The sequence below is a fragment of the Variovorax sp. TBS-050B genome (assembly GCF_029893635.1).
Lineage (GTDB): Bacteria > Pseudomonadota > Gammaproteobacteria > Burkholderiales > Burkholderiaceae_C > Variovorax.
This window is the reverse complement of record NZ_JARXYR010000001.1, coordinates 260,713-279,723: the sequence shown is the minus strand read 5'-3', so window position 1 is coordinate 279,723 and position 19,011 is coordinate 260,713. Positions and strand designations below refer to the sequence as shown.

At 71.0% G+C, this 19,011-nt stretch carries 23 protein-coding genes and 1 pseudogene; 10 read left to right on the top strand and 14 right to left on the bottom strand.

Annotated features, from left to right (window positions below):
* Window positions 1-48 precede the first annotated feature (48 nt).
* The 4 genes from M2165_RS01320 to M2165_RS01305 all read right to left on the bottom strand — a co-directional run bounded on the left by M2165_RS01320 (window position 49) and on the right by M2165_RS01305 (window position 3,133).
* The gene (locus tag M2165_RS01320; protein ID WP_280812859.1) at window positions 49-807 is read right to left on the bottom strand and encodes a L,D-transpeptidase; all 759 of its coding nucleotides are present in this window, start codon (window positions 805-807) and stop codon (window positions 49-51) included.
* A complete protein-coding gene (locus M2165_RS01315) occupies window positions 791-1,081 on the bottom strand; it encodes a proteophosphoglycan ppg4 (RefSeq protein WP_280812858.1) in 291 nt (96 codons plus the stop codon). Before M2165_RS01315 ends, M2165_RS01320 begins: the two co-directional genes overlap by 17 nt.
* Before the next feature lie 154 nt (window positions 1,082-1,235).
* Window positions 1,236-2,174: a LysR family transcriptional regulator gene (locus M2165_RS01310; RefSeq protein WP_280812857.1), complete on the bottom strand. Its 939-nt coding sequence runs from the start codon at window positions 2,172-2,174 to the stop codon at window positions 1,236-1,238.
* 17 nt (window positions 2,175-2,191) lie between these two features.
* Complete coding sequence (locus M2165_RS01305) at window positions 2,192-3,133, bottom strand: LysR family transcriptional regulator (RefSeq protein WP_280812856.1); 942 nt, start codon at window positions 3,131-3,133, stop codon at window positions 2,192-2,194.
* A 121-nt stretch (window positions 3,134-3,254) separates the two neighbouring features.
* Between M2165_RS01305 and M2165_RS01300 the strand changes: the two genes are divergently transcribed.
* From M2165_RS01300 to M2165_RS01285, 4 genes and pseudogenes are all read left to right on the top strand, one after another.
* Complete coding sequence (locus tag M2165_RS01300; protein WP_280812855.1) at window positions 3,255-4,196, top strand: dihydrodipicolinate synthase family protein; 942 nt, start codon at window positions 3,255-3,257, stop codon at window positions 4,194-4,196.
* A 61-nt stretch (window positions 4,197-4,257) separates the two neighbouring features.
* The gene (locus M2165_RS01295) at window positions 4,258-5,232 is read left to right on the top strand and encodes a tripartite tricarboxylate transporter substrate binding protein (RefSeq protein WP_280812854.1); all 975 of its coding nucleotides are present in this window, start codon (window positions 4,258-4,260) and stop codon (window positions 5,230-5,232) included.
* On the top strand, window positions 5,222-5,926 hold the full coding sequence (locus M2165_RS01290) for an SDR family oxidoreductase (protein ID WP_280812853.1): 705 nt from the start codon (window positions 5,222-5,224) through the stop codon (window positions 5,924-5,926). The genes M2165_RS01295 and M2165_RS01290 overlap by 11 nt, the downstream gene beginning before the upstream one ends.
* Before the next feature lie 55 nt (window positions 5,927-5,981).
* A pseudogene (locus M2165_RS01285) lies at window positions 5,982-7,149 on the top strand (mandelate racemase/muconate lactonizing enzyme family protein).
* A 10-nt stretch (window positions 7,150-7,159) separates the two neighbouring features.
* On the opposite strand, the gene M2165_RS01280 reads toward M2165_RS01285, so the two are convergent.
* From M2165_RS01280 to M2165_RS01255, 6 genes are all read right to left on the bottom strand, one after another.
* Window positions 7,160-7,507, bottom strand: coding sequence for a copper-binding protein (locus tag M2165_RS01280; RefSeq protein ID WP_280812852.1), 348 nt, complete (start codon window positions 7,505-7,507; stop codon window positions 7,160-7,162).
* 15 nt (window positions 7,508-7,522) lie between these two features.
* Window positions 7,523-8,029: a cupredoxin family protein gene (locus M2165_RS01275; protein ID WP_280812851.1), complete on the bottom strand. Its 507-nt coding sequence runs from the start codon at window positions 8,027-8,029 to the stop codon at window positions 7,523-7,525.
* A gap of 55 nt (window positions 8,030-8,084) precedes the next feature.
* Window positions 8,085-9,500, bottom strand: a complete 1,416-nt coding sequence (locus M2165_RS01270) for a copper oxidase (RefSeq protein WP_280812849.1) — start codon at window positions 9,498-9,500, stop codon at window positions 8,085-8,087.
* 29 nt (window positions 9,501-9,529) lie between these two features.
* Window positions 9,530-10,963: a TolC family protein gene (locus M2165_RS01265; RefSeq protein ID WP_280812848.1), complete on the bottom strand. Its 1,434-nt coding sequence runs from the start codon at window positions 10,961-10,963 to the stop codon at window positions 9,530-9,532.
* The gene (locus M2165_RS01260; RefSeq protein WP_280812847.1) at window positions 10,960-11,280 is read right to left on the bottom strand and encodes a hypothetical protein; all 321 of its coding nucleotides are present in this window, start codon (window positions 11,278-11,280) and stop codon (window positions 10,960-10,962) included. Before M2165_RS01260 ends, M2165_RS01265 begins: the two co-directional genes overlap by 4 nt.
* Window positions 11,281-11,412: 132 nt before the next feature.
* Window positions 11,413-11,835, bottom strand: a complete 423-nt coding sequence (locus tag M2165_RS01255) for a hypothetical protein (protein WP_280812846.1) — start codon at window positions 11,833-11,835, stop codon at window positions 11,413-11,415.
* 166 nt (window positions 11,836-12,001) lie between these two features.
* Between M2165_RS01255 and M2165_RS01250 the strand changes: the two genes are divergently transcribed.
* Window positions 12,002-12,505 carry a DUF2231 domain-containing protein gene (locus tag M2165_RS01250; RefSeq protein WP_280812845.1) on the top strand — a complete coding sequence of 168 codons (504 nt, stop codon included), beginning with the start codon at window positions 12,002-12,004 and terminating at the stop codon, window positions 12,503-12,505.
* 21 nt (window positions 12,506-12,526) lie between these two features.
* Here the strand turns inward: M2165_RS01250 and M2165_RS01245 are convergent, their stop codons facing one another.
* A complete protein-coding gene (locus tag M2165_RS01245) occupies window positions 12,527-12,934 on the bottom strand; it encodes a hypothetical protein (RefSeq protein ID WP_280812844.1) in 408 nt (135 codons plus the stop codon).
* A gap of 140 nt (window positions 12,935-13,074) precedes the next feature.
* On the opposite strand from M2165_RS01245, the gene M2165_RS01240 reads away from it, so the two are divergent.
* Window positions 13,075-13,467, top strand: a complete 393-nt coding sequence (locus M2165_RS01240; RefSeq protein ID WP_280812843.1) for a RidA family protein — start codon at window positions 13,075-13,077, stop codon at window positions 13,465-13,467.
* On the opposite strand, the gene M2165_RS01235 is transcribed toward M2165_RS01240, so the two are convergent.
* Window positions 13,436-14,353 (bottom strand): TatD family hydrolase, encoded by a 918-nt coding sequence (locus M2165_RS01235; protein WP_280812842.1) that lies wholly within the window; start codon window positions 14,351-14,353, stop codon window positions 13,436-13,438. The two genes, M2165_RS01240 and M2165_RS01235, sit on opposite strands and share 32 nt — an antisense overlap.
* 62 nt (window positions 14,354-14,415) lie before the next feature.
* Window positions 14,416-16,245, bottom strand: coding sequence for a tannase/feruloyl esterase family alpha/beta hydrolase (locus tag M2165_RS01230; RefSeq protein ID WP_280812841.1), 1,830 nt, complete (start codon window positions 16,243-16,245; stop codon window positions 14,416-14,418).
* 309 nt (window positions 16,246-16,554) lie between these two features.
* On the opposite strand from M2165_RS01230, the gene M2165_RS01225 reads away from it, so the two are divergent.
* Genes M2165_RS01225 through M2165_RS01215 form a run of 3 tightly spaced genes read left to right on the top strand, consistent with a single transcriptional unit; the run spans window position 16,555 to window position 17,740 of the window.
* The gene (locus M2165_RS01225; protein WP_280812840.1) at window positions 16,555-16,974 is read left to right on the top strand and encodes a DUF1801 domain-containing protein; all 420 of its coding nucleotides are present in this window, start codon (window positions 16,555-16,557) and stop codon (window positions 16,972-16,974) included.
* 11 nt (window positions 16,975-16,985) lie between these two features.
* The gene (locus tag M2165_RS01220; protein ID WP_280813155.1) at window positions 16,986-17,207 is read left to right on the top strand and encodes a hypothetical protein; all 222 of its coding nucleotides are present in this window, start codon (window positions 16,986-16,988) and stop codon (window positions 17,205-17,207) included.
* Entirely contained in the window at window positions 17,204-17,740 is a 537-nt protein-coding gene (locus M2165_RS01215; protein WP_280812839.1) for a GNAT family N-acetyltransferase, read from the top strand. The genes M2165_RS01220 and M2165_RS01215 overlap by 4 nt, the downstream gene beginning before the upstream one ends.
* Here the strand turns inward: M2165_RS01215 and M2165_RS01210 are convergent.
* Window positions 17,695-18,087, bottom strand: a complete 393-nt coding sequence (locus tag M2165_RS01210; protein ID WP_280812838.1) for a RidA family protein — start codon at window positions 18,085-18,087, stop codon at window positions 17,695-17,697. The two genes, M2165_RS01215 and M2165_RS01210, sit on opposite strands and share 46 nt — an antisense overlap.
* Here M2165_RS01210 and M2165_RS01205 point away from each other — a divergent pair.
* The gene (locus M2165_RS01205) at window positions 18,086-18,913 is read left to right on the top strand and encodes a hypothetical protein (protein WP_280812837.1); all 828 of its coding nucleotides are present in this window, start codon (window positions 18,086-18,088) and stop codon (window positions 18,911-18,913) included. The genes M2165_RS01210 and M2165_RS01205 overlap by 2 nt on opposite strands.
* The last annotated feature ends 98 nt before the right edge of the window (window positions 18,914-19,011 follow it).

The window sequence follows — 19,011 nt, the reverse complement described above, 5'->3', positions numbered from 1 at the left end:
GCCGACCTGCTCCGTACGGCCGTCGCGACGGCGGCGACCGGGCCGCGCTTAGAGTGCGGAGGGGGCGCCCGAACGCACGCGCGCATTCCGCGCCGGGTTCAGGAACTCGAAATGCCGCTCCACCGGCGACGATTCCGGCAGCACGTAGACCACGCCGCGGCGCTGTCCGAGCGCGGGCTTCACATGCGCGTCGTAGAAGGCGGCGGGCACGTTGATGCAGCCGTAGGAGATGCGGTTGTCCGCGATCGTGCGCGAGGCCAGCCGCTCGAGCCGTCGGTCGGCCTTGTTGGTGGTGCGCACCCGGTGCATCGAGACGGCGGCGCCGTAGTCGACCCACACGATGTCTTCGCCGAGGGTGTTGCGCCCCGGCTCGGAAGCGAAGCGGCCCGCCGGCGTGGTGCGTTCCTCGGGACGGACTTCCGCCATCGGGCGTTCGCCGATGCCGGGCACCGAATCGTCGCCGCGCGCCAGGCCCAGCAGCACCGGTGACGCGCCGAGCAGCTTGCCCTGGGCATCGAAGACGAACACGCTGGCCGCCTTCTTGTCGACGACCGCGAACGCGGCGCCCGCGTTGTCGCGCGCCGCGACCGCCGCACGGGCGATGCGCTGCGCATCGGCCGTGAGCGGTGCCGCAGGCAGCGGCTTGTCCGCCGGCGCAGCGCCCGCCGCGAAGGCCGCGGGCCCCGCCAGCAGCAGCGCCGCCAGCAGGACGGCCCGCGGCCATTCACGGCGACGCGCCGCGCAGGTGGGCATGCCCATGGCTGTCATCGACGGGATGGTGATCGCCGCCTCAGTTGCGGTCGGCACGGGCCGGACGCATCGGTTCCGCCGCGGCCATGTTGGTGCCGCTGTTCATGCTGCCCGAGCTCTGCGACGTGGTGGTCGAGCCCGACGAGGTGGTGCCGGCGGTGTTGTTCTGCGGCAGGGTGCCGGTGGTGCCCATCGGCGTGCCGGTCTGGCTTTGCTGGCCGGCGGCCGTCGCGGGATTCGCGGGGGCGGTGGTGGGCGGATTGCCCTGTGCGAAGGCGGCACCGGCGGCGCCGAGTGCGAGGACAGCGATCAGTTGGGAAGTGCGACGCATGACGAGTCTCCTGGAAGTTGAACAAAAGAATCCGCCGGACCGTTTGCCCGACTGAGGCCAACTTAGGCGCCGAGAGAAATCGCCGGGTCAGTTCGCAGCGCGGGGTCCTGTAGGAGCTTGGAGCGCCCGCGCGACGGTCAAGGAGACCGCCGGTTCACATCGCGCGAAGGATCGCGGCCGCGCCGGCCAGCGGCGCATGCAGCGCCATCAGTTCGTCGATCCACTCGATGAACACGCGCAGCTTCGCGCTGACATGGCGGTTCGGCGGGAACACCAGGTACATCGGCATCGACGCGACCTTCCAGTCCTCGAACAGCGGCAAGAGCTCGCCGCGCGCCACGTGCGGATCGGCCATGTAGCGCGGCAGCCAGAGAATGCCCATGCCCGCGAGCCCGGCCGCGAGGTAGGCGTTGCCGTCGTCCACCGCAACCACGTAGCGGCTCTGCGGCGCGAGCTGCTCGCCGTCGCGCTCGAGCGCGATCGGCGCGATGCGGCCGCTGCGCGCGCGCAGGTAGCCGACGATGCGATGCTGCGTGTCCTCGAGGTCGCGCGGATGCGCGGGCGTGCCGGCGCGCGCCAGGTAGGCCGGTGCCGCATAGACGCCCAGCCGCAGTTCGCCCACGCGGCGCGCGGTCAGCGAGGAGTCGCTGAGTTCGCCGCCGCGCAGCACGCAGTCGACGTTGTCGCCGATCACGTCCACCATGCGGTCGCTCGCGCCGAGGTCGAGCTGGATCTCGGGATGGCGCGCATGGAAGCCCGGCAGGGCCGGCACGAGGATCAGGCGGGCGAACGGGCTCGGCACGTCCACGCGCAGCCGCCCCTTGGGCGAGGCCGAGGCGCTCGCCAGGCTGGTGTCGGCGTCCTCGAGGTCCGCGAGCACGCGCACCACCCGCTCGTAGTAGGCCGCCCCGTCGGCCGTGACCCGGACCTGCCGCGTGGTCCGGTGCAGCAGCCTCACCTGCAGGCGCGCCTCCAGCTGCTGCACCAGCTGGGTCACGGTGGTCTTGCTCATGTGCAGCGTCTGCGCCGCCTTGGTGAAGCTGCCGGCCTCCACCACCCGGGCGAAGGCCTGCAGCGTGTCGAACCGGTCCATGTCGCGCCTCGCGGGGTTCAGGATGCGCGCGAAGCGGCCGGCTCGCTGACCAGCGCCCACAGGGCCTCGGCCACGGGCGCCATGTGCGCGAGCTGGCGATAGAGCCGGATCTCCACCGGCACGCGCCATCCGCCCGCGCCGGCATCGACGAGCGCGCCGTGCTTCAGGTCGTCCGCCACCAGGCTCATCGGCAGCCAGGCCAGGCCGCGCCCTTCGAGCGCCATGGTGCGCAGCAGCGCGGCGTGGTGGGCGGTGAAGACCACCGACAGCGACGATGCGAAGGCCTTGCCGAACTCGCTGTCCTGCAGCGCGCGCATGATCCGCCCGAGCCCGGAGGCCTCGCTGTAGGCCAGCACCGCGGGCGGCCGGCCGGTGCCGAGCGCATGCAGCGGCGCGCCGCCGGCACCGGGGGCCGCCACCGGCACGAGGATGTCCTCGCTGAGCCGCTGCACCGGGTACTGCGCCTCGTCGAGCCGGCCCGGCGCGCCGGCATGGCCGTGGCACAGCACGAACTGCACGCGCCGCTGCAGCATCAGGTCCTCGCAGGCCTGCGAGCTGTCGGAGACGGTCTGGATCGGGCCCATGCTGAGCCGTGCCTCCACGCTGCCGAGCCAGCGCGGAAAGAAGGTCAGCGACAGCACGTGCGTGGCCGCGAAGCTGAGGCTGGCCGCCGCCATGTCGTGCGCGGCCCGCGCCTTGATGCGCGCGGCTTCCAGCCCAGCCAGCACGTCCTGCAGCAGCGGCTGGAAACGCTTGCCCGCGGCCGTCAGCGCCGCCGGATGCGCGCTGCGGTCAAACAGGTCCACGCCCACCCATTCCTCGAGCGCGCGGATGTGCCGGCTGAACGCGGGCTGCGCGATCGAGCGTGCCTGCGCCGCGCGCGAGAAATTGCCGCTCTCGGCCAGGGCCAGGAAGTCTTCCAGCCATTCGAGGTCGAGGGGTCGGTTGCCGGGGCCCATGCGCAGCGTGGTCGGTGGGTGGGTTGAATAGTTGTATGCGATTCGAGTATTGGACGGCGCGCGGCCCGTCGGCCGAAGATGCCGCCATACCTGCACCTCGAACCACGGAGACGGACACAGCATGCCTTCCATCGCGAATTATCGCGGGATCATTCCCGCCATTTCCTGCCCCTTCACCGCCGACCACCGCATCGACGAACCGGCGCTGCGCAAGCTGGCGAGCTGGCTCGCGGGGCACGACGGCGTGGTCGCGGTCATGACCAACGGCCACACCGGCGAGGTGTTCTCGCTCACCCCCGCCGAGCGTGCCGAAGTCACGCGCATCGTGGCCGACGAACTGAAGGGCCGCATGCCCGTGATCTCGTCGATCGTCTGCGAGGGCCTGGCCGAGGCCGCCGAGCATGCGCGCGCCGCGGCGGCCGCGGGCGCGGTGGCGCTCGACGTGATGCCGCCGCACCACTGGCTGCGCTTCGGCTTCACGCCCGGCCATGCGCTGCAGTACTTCGAGGCCATCCACCGCGCCGCGCCCGAATGCGACCTGGTGTGCCACGTGTACCCGGCCTGGACGCGCGCCTCCTACTCCTCGCAGCTGCTCGCCGACCTCGCCCGCCTGCCCTACCTGCAGGCCTTCAAGGTCGGCCAGCGCGACATGAACAAGTACGCCCGCGACATCCAGGCGATCCGCGAGGCCGACGCCTCGAAGGCCATCCTCACCTGCCACGACGAATACCTGCTGGCCTCGATGGTGCAGGGCGTGGACGGCGCGCTGGTCGGCTTCGCGACCTTCATCCCGCAGCTGATCATCGACCTGTGGAATGCGGTCAAGGCCGGCGACCTGAAGAAGGCGATGGCGGTGCAGGCCGTGATCACGCCGCTCAAGGACGCGGTGTACGGCGGCGGCGAGCCGACCGGCGAGGCGCATGCGCGCATGAAGGGCGGCATGTACCTGGCCGGCGTGCTGGCCAATGCCACCGTGCGCCCGCCGACCGAGGCGCCGAATGCGCAGGAGATGGCGGCGCTGCGTGCCGCCGTCGAGCAGGCGGGGTTGCTGCCGAAGCGCTGACCCGCACGCCCCGCGCGCGGCACGGCACCGCGCCTCGAACAACCAGAAGGAGACAAGAGACATGCAACGCAAGAATTTCGTCCGTGCCGCGCTCGCCGGCCTCGTGCTCGCCGGCACCGGCGCGACCGCCCTGGCGCAGGCGCCGGCCTGGCCGAGCCGCCCGGTGCGCGTGGTGATCCCGTTCCCGCCCGGCGGCACGCTCGACACCGTGGGCCGCATGCTCGCGCAGAAGCTCGGCGAGCAGACGGGCCAGTCCTTCGTCGTCGACAACCGCCCCGGCGGCAACGGCGTGATCGGCGCCGACGTGGTGGCGAAGGCGCCGGCCGACGGCTACACGCTGCTGTTCAATGCCTCCACCTTCACGACGGCGCCCATGACCATGAAGTCGGTGCCCTACGAGGTGGTGCGCGACTTCACGCCGGTGGCGCTGGTCGCGAAGGCGCCTCTGTCGGTGGCGATCAACAAGAACCTGCCGATCACCGACATCAAGTCACTGATCGCCCATGCCCGCGCCCACCCCGGCAAGCTGAGCTTCGCCGTGGGCTCCGTCGGCTCGGCCGGGCATCTGTCGACCGAGCTGCTCAAGCGCGCGGGCGGACTCGACTACCTGATCGTGCCGTACAAGGGCACGGCGCCCGCGTTCCAGGACCTGATCGGCGGGCAGATCGACGGCTTCATCGACCCGATCCTCGGCTCGCTGCAGTACCACAAGAGCGGCATGCTGCGCGTGGTGGCCGTCACCTCGGCACAGCGCGCGGCGAGCCTGCCCAACGTCCCGACCGTGGCCGAGACCATCCCGGGCTACGAGTTCTACAGCTGGTACGGCCTCTGGGGCCCGGCGAAGCTGCCGGCCGCGATCGCGCAGAGGCTCAACGCCGAGGTCAACAAGGCGCTGGGCGGCGACATGCGCGAGACGCTGGGCGCGCAGGGGCTGCTGCTGACGCCCGGCAGCGTGGAGGACTTCGCGAAGTTCCAGCAGGCCGACATGGAACGCTCGAAGAAGATCATCACCGAGGGCAACATCCGTGTCGAATGACAGCGCCGCGCCGCATGCCGTGGTGACGGGCAGCAGCAGCGGCATCGGCCGCGCCATCGCGACGCTGCTGCTGGAACAGGGCTGGCGCGTGAGCGGGCTGGACCTCGCGGCGCCGACGCTCTCGCACGAAGGCTTCGCGCATGCGACGGCGGACCTGGGCAACGCGGCCGCCCTCGCGCGCGCCGCGGCCGGGCTGCGCGATGCCGACGCGCTCGTCCATGCGGCCGGCGTGCTGCGCGTCGGCCCGCTCGGCGAACTCGACCATGCGGGCGGCGAACTGATGTGGCGCCTGCACGTCGACGCGGCCACGCGGCTGGCCGATGCGCTGGTGCCGGCGATGGCCGCGCGCGGACGCGGGCGCGTGGTGTTCGTCGGCAGCCGCGTGTCGCACGGCATGCCGGGCCGCGGGCAGTACGCCGCCACCAAGGCCGCGCTCGTCGCGCTCGCGCGCAGCTGGGCCGCGGAGGTCGCGGACCGCGGCGTGACGATCAACGTGGTGTCGCCCGGCGCCACCCGGACCCCCATGCTTCAGGACCCCGCGCGCGCCGCCAGCGCGCCGCGGCTGCCGCCGATCGGCCGGCTGATCGCGCCCGAGGAGATCGCCGCGCTGGTCGGCTTTCTGCTCTCCGCGCCGGCGGCCGCGATCACCGGGCAGGACATCGCGGTGTGCGGCGGCGCCTCGCTGCACCGCTGAACCCGCCCCGCTCCGCCTTCTTCGTTCTCTCTTCCTCAAGCACACGCAAGCGTTCATGAAAATCGTCAACATCCTCGAGTCCACGCGTCCCATCCAGTCGGACATCCGTAACGCCTACATCGACTTCTCGAAGATGACCCTGAGCCTCGTCGCCGTGGTCACCGACGTGGTCCGCGACGGGCGGCCGGTCGTGGGCTACGGCTTCAACTCCAACGGCCGCTACGGCCAGGGCGGCCTGATCCGCGAGCGCTTCCTGCCGCGGCTGCTCGAGGCCGAGCCCGCCACGCTGCTGGACGAGACCGGCGACAACCTCGATCCGCACAGGATCTGGGCCCGCATGATGATCAACGAGAAGCCCGGCGGCCACGGCGAACGCTCGGTGGCGGTGGGCACCATCGACATGGCGGTGTGGGACGCCGTCGCCAAGATCGCCGGCAAGCCGCTCTACCAGTTGCTCGCCGAGCGCTACGGCAACGGCACGCCGAACCCGCGCGTGTTCGTGTATGCGGCCGGCGGCTACTACTACCCCGGCAAGGGCCTCGAGGGCCTGCGGCGCGAGATGGGCAGCTATCTCGAACGCGGCTACTCGGTGGTCAAGATGAAGATCGGCGGCGCCACGCTCGCGGAGGACTGCGAGCGCATCGAGTCGGTGCTGAAGATCCTCGGGCCGGGCCAGCAGCTCGCCGTGGATGCCAACGGACGCTTCGACCTGCAGACCGCGATCGACTACGGCCGCGCGCTCTCCCAGTACCCGCTCTTCTGGTACGAGGAAGCCGGCGATCCGCTCGACTACGAGACTGCAGGCGAAGCTCGGCGAGGTCTACGCCGGCCCCATGGCCACGGGCGAGAACCTGTTCTCGATGCAGGACGCGCGCAACCTGATCCGCCACGGCGGCATGCGGCCCGACCGCGACTGGCTGCAGTTCGACTGCGCGCTGAGCTACGGCCTGGTCGAGTACCTGCGCACGCTCGACATGCTCAAGGACCACGGCTGGTCGGCCTCACGCTGCATTCCGCACGGCGGCCACCAGATGTCGCTGGCGATCGCCGCAGGGCTGGGGCTGGGCGGCAACGAGAGCTACCCGGACCTGTTCCAGCCGTACGGCGGCTTCCCCGACGGAGTGAAGGTCGACAACGGCCATGTCACGCTGCCGCCGCTGCCGGGCATCGGCTTCGAGGGCAAGGCGGACCTGATCGCGCAGATGCGGGCGCTGGCGCCGTAGCGGCGGCCGTTCAGCGCGCAGGTTCGATGTGCGTGACCACGATCTTCCCATCCACCTTCGCCGCATCGAACCGCACCTTGTCGCCGGCCTGGAGCGTCTCCAGCATCGTCTCGTCGCGCACGCCGAAGACCATGGTCATGCTGGGCATGTCCAGGCTCTTGAGCGGGCCGTGCTTGATGGTGAGCTTCCTGTTCTCCTTGTCGATCTTGCGGATCTCGCCGTCGGCCAGCTCGGCCGCCGCGGCGGGGGCGTTCGCTGCCGGTGCCGCCGTCTGGGCGACGGCGGCACCCGAAAAGCCCGCTGCGGCCATTGCCGCCGCCAGTGCCATGCGTGAAATGAAACTGATCTTCGCTGCCATGGTTCTGCTCCTGCGTTACTTCGCGCCGGTCTTCGCCACCGTCACGGCGCCTTTCATGCCCGCGTCGTAGTGGCCCGGCTGCAGGCAGCCGAAGTCGACGCGCCCGGCCCTGGTGAACTGCCACACGATCTCCCCGCTGCGGCCCGCGTCCAGCGTCACCATGTTCGGGTCCGCGTGTTCCATCTCGGGGTTCTTCTTCATGGCCTCGTAGTGCGCCTGCAGTTCCTTCTCGGTGCCGAGCACGAGCTCGTGCTTCAGCGCGCCCGCGTTCCTGACGACGAAGCGGACGGTCTCGCCCTGCCGCACCGTGATGCGCGCGGGGCTGAAGCGCATGTCGTCGGTCATGTCGACCTTCACCGTGCGCGTGGCCCTGGCGGCGTTGCCGGGCCTGCCGATGGCTTCGCCGGCGTCATGGCCGTGGCCGTGGCCGTGGCCGCCGGCATGATCGCCCGCGGCGCAGGCCGCCGCGCCCGCCAGGGCCAGCAGCGCGGCGAGAGCGGTGTTGCGGAATGCTTTTCTCATGGGTTGTCCTTTTTTCAATGGGTAGGGAGGGGGAAGGAGGTTCAAGGGCACCGCGTCAGTGCCCGGCATGGCCGCCGCGGGGCTTGCGCACCTGCACTTCGATGTTGCGGGCCGGCATGTTCCGCGCGGGCATCGCGGCCGCGCCCGCATCGCGCCGGCGCGGCGGCTCGGCGGGCGCGCCGTCGAACTCGTAGGCGACCGTGCCCCGCGGGTGCTTGAACCATCCGGGGTTGCCGTAGTCGCCGGGCTTCTGGTGCCTGCGCACCTTGACGACGCTGAACATGCCGCCCATCTCGACCGAGCCGAACGGTCCCTCGCCGGTCATCATCGGCGCGGTGTTGTCGGGCAGGGGCATCTCCATCTCGGCCATGTCCGCCATGCCGCGCTCGCCCATGACCATGTAGTCGGGCACGAGGCTCGTGATCTGGCGCGCCACGTCCTTGTGGTCGAGGCCGATCATCGTGGGCACGTCGTGCCCCATCGCGTTCATCGTGTGATGGCTCTTGTGGCAGTGGAAGGCCCAGTCGCCCTCCTCGTCGGCCAGGAACTCGATCTGCCGCATCTGGCCGACGGCCACGTCGGTGGTCACCTCGTGCAGGCGCGTGCTCTTCGGCGTGGGACCGCCGTCGGTGCCCGTGACCTGGAACTCGTGCCCGTGCAGATGCATCGGGTGGTTGGTCATCGTCAGGTTGCCGATGCGGATGCGCACCTTGTCGTTGAGCCGCACGTTGAGCGAATCGATGCCCGGGAAGATGCGGCTGTTCCACGACCAGAGGTTGAAGTCGAGCATGGTCATGATCCTGGGCGTCGCGCTGCCGGGCTCGACGTCGTAGGCGTTGAGCAGGAACACGAAGTCGCGGTCCACCTTCTCGATCAGCGGATGCTCGCCCTTTGGGTGCGTGACCCAGAAGCCCATCATGCCCATCGCCATCTGCGTCATCTCGTCCGCATGCGGGTGGTACATGAAGGTGCCGGGCCGCCGCGCCACGAATTCGTAGACGAAGGTCTTGCCGGGCCGGATCGGCGGCTGCGTCAGGCCCGAGACGCCGTCCATGCCGTTGGGCAGGCGCTGGCCGTGCCAGTGCACGCTGGTGTGCTCGGGCAGCTTGTTGGTCACGAAGATGCGCACCCGGTCGCCCTCGACCACCTCGATCGTCGGGCCGGGCGACTGGCCGTTGTAGCCCCAGAGGTTGGCCTTGAAGCCCGGCGCCATCTCGCGCACCACCGGCTCGGCCACCAGGTGGAACTCCTTGACGCCGTTGTTCATGCGCCAGGGCAGGGTCCAGCCGTTGAGCGTGACCACGGGGTCGTAGGGCCGGCCGTTCGCGGGCACGAGCGGCGGCATGGTGTCGGGCCGGGTCTGCAGCACGGGCTCGGGCAAGGCGGCCATGGCCGCCCTGCTCACGGCCGCGGCCGCGATGGCGCCGGTGATCGCACCGGCGCCGCCGAGGAAATTGCGTCTGCTTGTCATGTCGTTGGGTTCCATCGGTGGAAGGGAGGTCAGTGCGCGGCGCCGGCGTCGGCCGCACCGGTGGTGGCGGGCATCGCACCGGCCACGGGCGTGGGCTTGCCCATGACGGACGCGGAGAGCGCCGCATCGGCAAGCCAGAACTGCTGCTGCGCCTGGATGGCGTTGCTCACGCTGGCGATCTGGTCGCGCGCTTCGGCCAGCAGCTCGAAGACGCCGATCAGCATGCCGTTGTAGCGCAGCACGTTCTCGTCGGCCATGGCCTGTCGCAGCGGCACGATCTCGTCGCGGTAGTGCCGCGCGATGTCGTAGGCGGTGCGGTAGGCGGAATAGCCCTCGCGCAGCTGCGAGGAGGCGCCGCGCACCACGGCGTCGTAGCGGTTGGCGGCGGCGATCGACTGCGCATTGAGCGCATCGCGCTGCGCCGAGCCCCAGTCGAACAGCGGCAGGCGGATGTCCGCCTCGAAGCCGCGGCGCGTGTGCTTCGTGCCTTCGGCGTTGTCGAACACCGTGTCGCGGCGGCCGCCCACTTCCACGTCGACGAAGGTCGACAGCAGGTTCAGGCCCTGCGAGCGGCCCGCCACGTCGAGCTGCGCGCGCGCGAGCCGGACGTCCAGGCGCTGTTCGGTCGCGGTGGCGGCCACCTCCTTCGCATCGCGCGGCGTCTTCGGCAGGTCGGGCAGGCGCTCGGGCAACGCGAGTTGCGCGGCCTGCGCATCGTCAAGGCCGAGCGCGCGCACCAGTTCCTCGCGCGCGGCGGTGCCGGCATGCCGGGCCGCCGCGAGCTGCGTGGCGGCATCGGCATAGAAGACCTGCTGCCGCGCGCGCTGCAGCTTGCTGAAATTGCCGATGCGCTGCATGCGGCGCGCGAGCTCGGCGCTGGCCTGCGCGGCGCGGTGAACCTGTTCGGCATACGTCAGCATCTGCTGCGCGGCCACGGCGCGCACCCAGGCCTGCCGCACCTGCGTGACCTGATCGACCACGCTCGCCGTGAGCTGCACCTGGGCCTGGCGCGACAGGCCCTTCGAGATCGACAGGCGCTGCGGCAGCAGGATCAGGTCCACGAGCCCGAACGAGAGCAGGCGCCCCAGTTCGAGTTCGCTGCCCATGCGCATCCGCTCGAACGAGAAGACGGGGTTGGCCAGGCGGCCCCGCTGGTCGGCCGCAGCGATGTCGGCCCAGCCTTGTGCGACCAGCACCTGCACCGCGGGGCTGTTGGCCAGGGCGAGCTGGACCGCATCACTCTGCGACAGCGGCCGCGACAGCAGTTCCTGCGTCAGCGCCGCGCGCCGGTCGCGCTGCGCCGCGGTGCGGCTCAGTTCGAGCCTGCCGTCGGTGAACGATGCGGCGTCGGCGTTGGTGGCCTGCAGCGCGCCGTCGATGCCGACCGAGGCGCAACCCGCGAGCACCATGGCGGCCGCGGCAACGGCCGAGCGGCGGACCAGGCCCCTGTGCGCGGCCTTCATGGCTTCTTCTCCGCTGCCGGCGGCGCGGGCCTCGCATGGCCCGCGTGCGGATCCGCGGCGGCGCCGCCTTCCGAAGGCCCCGCCGCCTCCTTCGCATAGGCGCGCCAGCCGCCGCGGCGGTGCACGGTCTCGTTGGCCTCCTTCCAGGGAATCGGCTGCGCGTCGGCGAACGGCTGGTAGCCCTCGAAGGCGCTTTTGTAGGCGGGAACGGCCGGCGCGCGCGCGGCAGGCGCCGGCGTCGGCTGGGCTGCGGCGGCGAGCGCCGCCGCGGCGATGGGAATGACGGCCAGCCACCGGGCTGGCGATGAATGGAACATGGCGTCCTCGCGGGTTCATGAACGGGATGCGCCGGCGCGGCCCCGGACGGGCACGCATGGCGCAGGCGATGCATGGGTGTGCGTGCGCGCGTTCGCCGCAGCCCGTTGCCGGACTGCGGACGCACGAACGCCTCAGGCGCGAGGAGGTTTGTCGAGAAGGCGCGGCGCGACCGTGGCCACCGCGGCGGGCGGCTCGCTCAGGTCGGCGCGCGGCAGGCCCTGGAACGCCAGCAGCTCGGGCGTGCAGGCGATCGCCGTCGCATGGCAGGCGGCGCAGCTGCCGCACTTGTGCAGGGTGTCGGAGGACGATGCATGCGAGGTCGGGTCGGCACCGTCGCCGTCGCCGTCGTCGTGCGCGAGCGCATGGTGGTGGTCCGCATGGGCCGCATCGCTGCCATGCGCATGCGGCGCCGCATGGTCATGCGCCATGCTGCCTGCCACCGCCGGGGCGCCCGGCGCGCCCGGTCCGCAGAAGACCATGGCTGCCGCCGCGAATGCCTGCAGGGGCACGGCGAACAGCATGAGCCAAAGGACGAGGAGGCGAACCCGGGACATGGCGCGGATTCTAAACAGCACGGTTTTCTCCGGGCGCCGAGCAGGGACACCCGCATCCGGCGCAGGCCCGGTAGGACAGTGCCGACCCCGACAGGCGGCGGCGGCCCGCGCCCGAGCCGGGCGGCACTGGCTCAGATGGCGTCTCGGCAACCCAGGAGGTGATCCCATGCGTGCAAGAGTTCGTTTGCTCGGCCACCCGGTGCACCAGATGCTGGTGGTGTTTCCGCTCGGCCTTCTCGCCACGGCGGTGGTCTTCGACCTGATCCATCTCGCCACCGGCAGCCAGGTCATGGCGGCGGTGTCGTACTGGATGATCGCCGCCGGCCTGGTGGGCGGGCTGCTCGCCGCCCCGTTCGGCCTGATCGACTGGCTCGCCATTCCCGCGGGCACGCGCGCCAAGCGCATCGGTGCGATGCATGGCGGCGGCAACGTGGTGGTGCTGCTGCTCTTCGCGCTGAGCTTCATGCTGCGCGACCGGAACTATGCGCCCGAACTCGGCGAGTCGATCTGGGCCTTCGCCGGCGCGGCGGTCGCTCTCGTCACGGCCTGGCTCGGCGGCGAGCTGGTGGACCGGCTCGCGGTAGGGGTCGACGAGGATGCGGGCATCGATGCGCCGAGCTCGCTGCGTTCCAAGCCGCTGCACAAGCGGACCGTGGTGGCCGGCAAGTAGCCGCCGTCCGGGCGGGCGGCGTCAGGACCCAGCGCCGCCGGCACGCTCGCGGTCCAGCATCATCTGCATGGTCATGTCCTTCATCTCCATGCAGCGCTTCATCATCATCTCGCCGCCCGCGGGGGCGGCCGCGCCCGCCGGTGCGGCCGCGCCCATCTCACACATCATCGACATGCCGCCCTGCATGGCCTTCATGTGCTCGGCCATCAGGGCCTGGCGCTCCTGAGGCGTCCTCGCGGCGCGCATCTTCCGATGCATCTCGCGCATCTGCATCATCTGCTGGTCCGCCTTCGCGGCCGCGGGCGCATTGGCGCCGGGCGGATGGTGCCGCGCGTGGTCCTCGGCGGACGTTGCGCCGCCGGGGGGCAGCACGGTGCAGGCACTCAGAACGGCCATTGCGGCAAGGCCTGCCATGGGAATGCGCGTCATGGTGAATCCTCGGTGGAGAAGTGACGCACCGATGATCGGCCGGCACCGCGCCGCCATGTTGATGCACATCAAACCGGGTGCGTGGCCCGCGCGCCCTCTTCGCGCTTACCATCGCGAGCCCCGACCAACCATCGAATCCCATGACCCGACGACGCATCAGCTCCGGCTCCACCTTCGAAGAACAGATCGGCTACTCCCGCGCCGTGGTGGCGGGCGACTGGGTGTTCGTCTCGGGCACCACCGGCTTCGACTACGCGACGATGACCATCGCCGACGACATCGTCGAACAGGCCGAGCAGTGCCTGAAGAACATCGAGTCCGCGCTGCAGCAGGCCGGTGCCGGCATCGCGGACGTGGTGCGCGTGACCTACGTGCTGCCCGACGGCGCCGACTTCGAGGCCTGCTGGCCGGTGCTGCGGAAGTACTTCGGCACCGTGCGGCCCGCCGCCATGATGATCTCCGCGGGCCTGGCGGACCCGCGTATGAAGATCGAGATCGAGGTCACGGCGTTGAAGCAGGGCGCCGCGGGCTGAGCCCGACCAGCCGCAGCAGGTTGCCGCGCGCGACCGGCTCTCGCGCCGACGGCGCCAGCTGGCGCAGGAAGGCCTGCACGCTCGCGAACTTCATCGCCTCGCTCTCGGCCGAGCGATGGCTGGCGTCGGTGCCGACGAGGAAGCGCTCCGGCATCTGCTCGATCAGGCGCAGCCACTCGGACCACACCTGCGCGCCGTCGCCGAGAATGGTGTAGTCCGGCGAGCGCGGATGCCGCGGCCAGGTGCGCGCGCTGAGTTCGTAGTAGAGGTTGGGATGCCGCTCGAGCATGCGCCGCGCCAGGAAGAGCGGCGTGTACCCGCCATGCGCCCAGATCACGTCCACGTCTCGGAAGCGCTCCAGCAGCGTGCCCAGCTCGTTCATGCGGGTGAGCTCGACGTGCACCATCACCGGCACCCGGTGCTTGCGCGCGAGGTCCATGATGCCCGTCATCGTCGCGCCGAGCGGGCTGAAGTCGGTCTCGGCAAAGCCGGCCGAAGGAAAGTGCGCGGCCGAGATCTCGCCGATGCCCTTGTACTCGCCCGATTCCAGCAGCGCATCGAGCTGCGCCAGCAGTGCCGGATCGTCCTGCGCCCATGCGGGCCGGTAGGCGGTGCGCTCCGGCGAGATCGAAGCGAACGGAATCAGGCGGCCCGGATGACGGCGCGCGGCCTCCAGCACCGAGGCGTTGCTGCTGCGGCCGCCCCAGAACACCACCGCCTGCGTGGCGCCCCAGCGCTCCATCAGCTGGAGCTGCATCTCGACGTCGTTGAGGTGCACGTGCGCGTCGGCGAACGGGATCGGCGGCGCGGTTGCCGCTTCAGGCGGCTCCGAACGGGTGGGCGAGGCCAGCAGCGCGGCCAGCAGGGAGACGGCAAGAAGGCGCATCGAAGGTCAACGCGTCGCCTGCCGTTGCGTTTACACGGCGCGCCGGCGGCCGCGCCCGGGGCCTACGCGCAGCTGTAGCTCGCCGCCGTGTTCGGATCGCCCGCGTTGTAAACCGCCTTCAGCGGATAGAGGCACAGCGGCCGCGTCTTCACCACCGGGAAGGCGGCGCTCGCGGTGGTGGCGACCTCGAGCCGCGCGGGCGGCGCAATGCCCTTCTCGACCCAGTCGGTCAGCAGCGCGTAGAGCTGCGCGTTGGTGGGCAGCGGCGGATTCGCGTCGGGGTTGGCGGTGCCGTTGTTGAAGCCGTGGCCCATGCCCGGCACCAGGTACAGCCGATAGAAGTCCTGCGTGGCGGCGATGCCACCCATCTGCGCGGCCACGCGGCCGTAGTAGTGCAGCGTGCCCTGCGGCGGGATCAGCGTGTCGGCCAGCCCGTGGTACGACAGCAGCTTGCCCTTGCGGTCGCGGAAGGCGGAGAGGTCGGGGTTGTCGGTGTTGATGTTGGCGAACGCGGCCTGCAGCGCGACGCCGCGGTCCCAGGCATTCGCGAGCTGCGCGTAGCCGAGCGACTTCCAGCCGTCGGCGCCGTCGCCCGTGGCATTGCGGAAAGTCGGCGTGGCGAGCCGCGGGTCCTGCAGTTCGAGCGCGACCTGGTCGGTCGAGATCGGGAACGGCGCCGCGCCGGCCAGCCCGGTGAGGCTGGCGCCGCGCGCGAGGCCGAACCACTTCTGTCCCGCGGCGGTGGTGGCGGCAAAGCCGTTGTCGAGCGCGGGATCGGGCACCGAGCCGTCGGCCGTCTGGCCGTACCAGAACTTGTTGAAGGCCGTCGCCTGCGCGGGCGTCACGCAACCTGCCGTGGCGTTGGTGCCGCCGTCGGCGGTGCAGATCACGGCCGCGTCCGCCGCCGGGTCGTAGCGACAGCTCGCCGGGTCGGGCACATAGCCCAGGTGCACGCCGCCGACGAGGTCGCAGGCGTTGATCGCCGCTTTCGACACCGTGGTGTGCTGCGCCGCCGTCAACGCAACGCCGCCGAGGTCGCGCTGCACGACGATCTGCGGATAGAGCTCCGTGGTGATGAACTTGGACCAGTTGTTGGCCGGCGCGCCCGCGAGGATGCCGTCGAAATCCGCGGGGTTGGCCTGCGCCTCCTTCAGGCCCTGGCGGCCGCCGGTGGAGAAGCCGTTCCAGTACGCATACTTCGCCTCCTCGCCGTAGTAGGCCTTGGCGAGCGCCTTGGTCTTGATCGCCATCTCGTGGATGCCGCGTTCGGAGAAGTCCTTCCACAGCGTCGTGTTGACGGTGCCGTCGGGATTCATCGCGAACGAGCCGTTGCTCACCGCATGGCCGGTGTCGGTGGTGGCGGAGACCGCACCTTCGATGCCCGCGGTGTCGCTCGCCGAACCGGCGGAGCCGGAGTTCGGCAGGATGCCGCCGAGCGTGCCCTGCGTGCCGCCCGCCCAGCCGCCGCCGCCCTTCACGTGGATGCGCCTGTTCCAGTTGGCCGGCGCGGGCAGCCAGACCTCGATGCCGATGCCGGGCGAGGTGGACGGCGCGTCGGCCGGGCCCGGGTGGCCGGGCCCGACGTTGAGCTTCACGAAGCAGAGGTCGTTCTGCGCCGTCGGCGTGGCGGCCGTGGCGGCACCGCTCAGCAGCAGCGGATCGCCCTTCCTGAACGCCTTCACGAGCAGCACCGTGGTCTGCGCGTCGGGCGCGAAGCCGGTCTTCAGGGTCTCGTCGCAGGCGAGCTTCTGCGGCGCCGGGGGCGGATTGCCGCCGACGATGGGCGGAAAGCTCCAGCCGGGCCGGCCGCCGCCTCCGCCGCAGCCGACCAGCGCCGCCGCAGCGGCCATGCAGGCGAGCGCCACGGCGCCCTCTCTTCGGTGTGCAGGCATTTCCGTCTCCTTGGGGTGAATTAAATTGCCGATCTGCTTCGATGCGGCAGAGGCCGCAGCGAAGAGACGTGCAAGATGATGCATGCATCCCCGCGCCGCCACCCCCGAGGAAACGACGAGAAGCAGCTTGTAGCCAAAGCGCTTCTTCCGGGCGGCGCAGCGCGCCCGCCGCCGCCGCAATTCCAGTGCATGTCACGCAGCGGAACATGCATCATCGTGCATGTCGCGCCGGCCGCGCGGTCTGCCCGCGCCGCCGCGCCACGGGTAGGATCGCCCGACGACGAACCACCCCCAACGCCAGGAGCGCGCATGACATCGCCCGAGAACGCAGCAGCCGGCACCCTGCCGGCCTCCGAGCAGATCGATCGCAAGATCGCCGAACTCGGCGACTGGCGCGGCCGGACCCTCGCCCGGATGCGTGAGCTCATCCTGCAGGCGCTGCCCGACGTGGTGGAGGAGGTGAAGTGGATGGGCACGCCCGTGTGGTCGCACAACGGGATCATCACCACCGGCGAGACCTACAAGGCCGTGGTCAAGCTGACCTTCGCGCACGGCGCCTCGCTCGACGATCCGGCCGGCCTGTTCAACGCCAGCCTCGAAGGCAAGGTGCGCCGCGCGATCGACATCCGCGAGGGCGAGGCGGTCGATGCGGAGGCGTTCAAGGCCCTGGTGCGCGCGGCGGCCGAGCGCAATGCCGCCAAGGCGAAGCCCGCGAAGCGCAGGAAGTGAGCGGCATGGGCATGCACCATCTGTTCAACGTCTTCGGCCAGCTGCTGCGCATCGAGCGCGCCGGCGACGCGTGGCGGGCCTCGGTGGTGAGCGCCGACGGCAAGCGCCGGCCGGCCGAACTCGCGATTCCTTCCGACCTGCCGCGCGGCGAACTCGCCCAATACCTCTACGACATCTATCACGAGAACGCGACGCCCACCAACGGCGACGTGTTCGAGGTCGACGCGCGATGAGCCTCTCGATCGAGCCGCTTGCCGAGGCGCATTTCGACGCGCTGCGCGCCGTGCTCGACACGGTGGCGCGCGAGAAGCGCTATCTCGCCTTCACCCAGGCGCCGCCGCGCGAGCAGGCCTTCGCCTTCTACGGCCAGATCCTCGCCCGCGGCGATTGCCTGCGGGTGGCGCTCTGGCAGGGGCGCGTGGTGGGCTGGTGCGACGTGCTGCCGGTGCACGGCGAGGCGCGCGCGCACGTGGGCACGCTCGGCATCGGCCTGCTGCCGGCGTTCCGCGGCCGCAGCATCGGCGAGCCGTTGATGCGCGCGGCCATCGCGGGCGCATGGGCGCGCGGCATCACGCGCATCGAACTGACGGTGCGCACGGACAACACCCGGGCCAAGGCGCTGTACGAGCGGCTCGGCTTCCAGACCGAGGGCCTGATGCGGCACGCCATGCGCATCGACGGCGTGGGTCTCGACAACTGGGCGATGGCGCTGCTGCGCGATCAGCCCGCGAGCGCCACGGCCTCGACTTCGAGCTTGAGCCCGTAGTGCAGCTTGCCGGTCGGCACGATCGCGCGGCTCGGTCGCGCGCTGCCGGCCCAGTCGGCATAGATGCGGTTGAACTCGGGCCAGTTCTCGATGTCGTCGAGGTACACGCGGACCTGCACCAGCCGCGCGATGCCGCTGCCGCTCGCCTGCAGCACCGCCGAGACGTTCTCGAGCACCTGCCGCGCCTGCTCGGCGAAGCTCGCGCCCGCCAGCTTCTCGCCGGCCGGCGTGATCGGCAGCTGGCCGGAGACGAACACGAAGCCGTTGGCCACCATGCCGTGCGAGTAGTGGCCGCCCGGTGGCGGCATGCCGGCAGGCTGCACGGGGGTCGGGTTTTCAGAGGGCATGGCGACGTTCTTTCTTCAGAGGGATGAGGCGCCGGCATTGTCACGCGGCGGCGGCTACGATCGGCGCCCGCCCACGATCCCGGACCGCCCGATGCCTGCCGAAGCGCCGAACCCTCCCGCCGACCGCCCGCCCGGCCTCGTGGTGATCGAGGGCATCATGGGTTCGGGCAAGTCGACCACCATGCGGCGGGTCGCGCGGGCCTACGAAGCCGCGCAACGGCCCGTGCTGGCGATCCACGAGCGCGCCGACCCGCACCCGGTGCGCGCCACCGACGAGCTCGCGCACTGGTTCGAGCCCTGGCGCGACTGCACGCCGAACGAGCTCGCCGCGCGTGCGGCCGCGCGATGGCAGCGCTTCGTCGAGGGTGCCCGGTCCGATGCCGCGGTTGCCGTGTTCGACGGACAGCTGTATCACGGCGACGTCACCCACCTCTTCCTCATGGAAGCGAGCTTCGACGAGATCGCCGCGCATTGCGATACCGTCGCGCGCCTCATCGCGCCCCTGAGGCCGTTGATCGTGTACCTGTGGCAGCAAGACGTCGAGCGCGCCATCCATGTCGTCTGCGCGGAGCGCGGCGAGGCCTGGGTGAAGTACCAGGTCGACTGGAAGCTCAAGGGCCCCTACGCCGCGCGGCGCGGCCTCGCAGGTCTCGATGGACTCGTCGCGCTGTACCGCGACTACCGGCGCCTGACAGACGCGCTGTTCGACCGCCTCGAGCTCGACAAGATCGCCATCGAGAACTCGGCTCGGGGCTGGCCGCGTTACGAGGGCCAGGTGCTGGCGCGTCTGGGGCTCGCGCGGCCGCGCCACGGCGACGCGGCATAAAGTTCTAGCCGCCCCTGCCATCCCGCCCGCCGAGGGCTGCGATGGTCGTCGACGTTACGGATCGTCTCCGGCCGACGTAACGTAACGCGGACCCCCAC